Annotated in this window: 1 protein-coding gene; it reads right to left on the reverse strand. The window is 58.4% G+C overall.

Features of this window, described 5'->3' with window-relative positions:
- Positions 1-2,344, reverse strand: a 2,344-nt coding sequence (locus tag DQX05_RS30030) for an amino acid adenylation domain-containing protein (protein ID WP_259392314.1), incomplete at its 3' end; no start/stop codon positions are given.
- Positions 2,345-2,394 lie beyond the last annotated feature (50 nt).

A 2,394-nucleotide genomic window follows, 5' to 3' on the forward strand; every position in this document is an offset into this window, starting at 1 on the left:
TGCGCAAGGCCAGCGTGTTGACAAACATCCCCATTATGTCCGCGAGATCCGCATGTGGACGCCCGGCTACCGGCGAGCCGACAATAACCTCCTCGTCGCCGGAGAGACGGGACAGCAGTGTGCTGTACGCGGCCAAGAACACCATATAGACGGTAACTCCTTTGTCCAGGGCCAATTGCTGTACCGCTTCCGATAATGTTCTTCCCAGCTTGAAATCAACCCGATCGCCTGCAAAGCTACGCAAGGCCGGACGCGCGAAATCGGTTGGCAGCTGCAGGACCGCCAGCTCGCCTGATAACTGATCGAGCCAATATTTCTCCTGCTCCCGGTAAGCATCGCTGAGCACGTATTCCTGCTGCCATACCGCATAGTCTTTGTACTGCAACTTCAGCGGAACCAATGCTTCGCCCGCGTACAGCTTCACAAATTCGGCTACCAAAATGTTCATTGACGTGCCGTCTGAAATGATATGGTGCATATCCATCAACAGCAAGTGCTGCGTTTCTTCGAGACGCAAGACGGTTGCACGCAGTAGCGGCGCTTCGTTCAGGACAAACGGACGAAGAAATGCCTGGATAAGATCCTCGACTTCCCTTTCCTCCGCTTCTTCATAGGATACAGAGAAGCTCCACTCGTCCTGTACCTGCTGCACCGGCTCGCCATCCACGACGGCAAACGAGGTGCGCAGCGATTCATGGCGGGCGACGAGCGCTTGCAGAGCTGCTTCCAACCGCTCACGATCCAGTTCTCCTTCAAGCCGCAGCGCCACCGGCATGTTGTAGTTCCGCTCGGCTCCCTCTAGCTGCTGCAGGAAATGCAGCCGTTTTTGAGCCGAAGACATCGGGTAATGTGCCCGTTCGGCCGCCGGGGACAACGCTTGATACACCGTGCTGCCGTCCGCAGCATTCAGTGCAGCCGCCAGCCCTTCGACCGTCGGCGAGAGGAACAGCTGTCTTAGCGGCAGCTCTATTTCCAGCGCCTGGTGAATCTTCAAGACAATCGTCATCGCCTTCAAGGAATGACCGCCCAGCTCGAAGAAATTGTCGTGGATGCCTACGCGCTCAACGCCCAGCACCTCCTGCCACAACTGCGCCAGCTTCGTCTCAACATCAGTTCTCGGCGCTGTATATTCCGCTGCCGCTCCGCTTCCCGACGGCTTCGGCAGTGCCTGGCGATCCACCTTGCCGTTCGGCGTCAGCGGAAGCTCCTCCAGTTGCACGAAGTGCGACGGGATCATGTACGACGGCAGCGATTCGGCCAAGGCGGCGCGCAGCTCGGCTGCCCTAAGCGGATGCCCGCCCGTTACATAAGCGCACAATTCCTGCGCATTCTCTTTAGTATCTTTCGCTTCTACCACAGTTACGACGGCTTCGCTCACGCCCGGAATGTGCAGCAGCCTGGCTTCGATTTCGCCCAATTCAATCCGGTATCCCCGGATCTTCACCTGATGATCGCTCCGTCCCAGATGCTCCAGCCGGCCGTCAGGCAGCCAGCGTGCCAAATCGCCGGTTCGATACAATCGTTCCCCGGAAACAAACGGGCTGTCCACAAATTTCTCGCCCGTCAACTCCGGACGCGCCCAATATCCGCGGGCGACTCCCGCACCGCCGATGCACAGCTCTCCTGCCACGCCGATCGGCTGCGGCTGCAGCGCCTCGTTCAGCACATACGCCTGCGTGTTCGCCATCGGACGTCCGATGCTGATTCGTTCCTCCCCTTCTAAGCGGTCGAACGTGGACCACACGGTCGTTTCCGTCGGCCCGTACATGTTGTACACCGCCGCATCCGTATGTTCCCTTAGCTGCTCATACAAGGTGGAAGGGAAGGCTTCCCCGCCGACCAGCAGCGTCTTGATGCTCCGCAGCTGCGGCGTGCTCCGTGCATCGCCGAGCAGCAGCATGAGACGCGACGGCGTCATTTGCATCATCTGAACCGGGTGCTGAGCGAGCAGTTCTGCCAGTACGGCCGGCTCCTGCTGCGCTTCCTCGCTTGCGAGGACGACCTGCATGCCACAGCTCAGCGGCACCCAACTCTCCGCGGCGAAGATATCGAAGGACACCGTCGTGATGCACAGCATCGAATCATACGTCCCGAACGGAAGCTCGCGAATCATTCCCGAGATGAAATTCACCACGTTCCGGTGCTCCACGATGACTCCTTTCGGCGTGCCAGTCGTTCCAGAGGTGTAGATGACATATGCGCTGCCGGTTGGATTGATTTCCACGCCAACGGGTTCGGAAGGATACCCTGCCAGCAATTCATGGTCGTCCACACATAATGCATGACGCAGCGATGTCTCTTGGAAGACGGATAATGCCTCCACATATGCAGTGTCTGTAAGCATTACTTGCATCCCGGAATCCCGGAGCATCGCCTCCATGCGTTCCTTAGGTA

The sequence above is a fragment of the Paenibacillus thiaminolyticus genome, from assembly GCF_003591545.1.
Classification (GTDB): Bacteria; Bacillota; Bacilli; order Paenibacillales; family Paenibacillaceae; genus Paenibacillus_B; species Paenibacillus_B thiaminolyticus_A.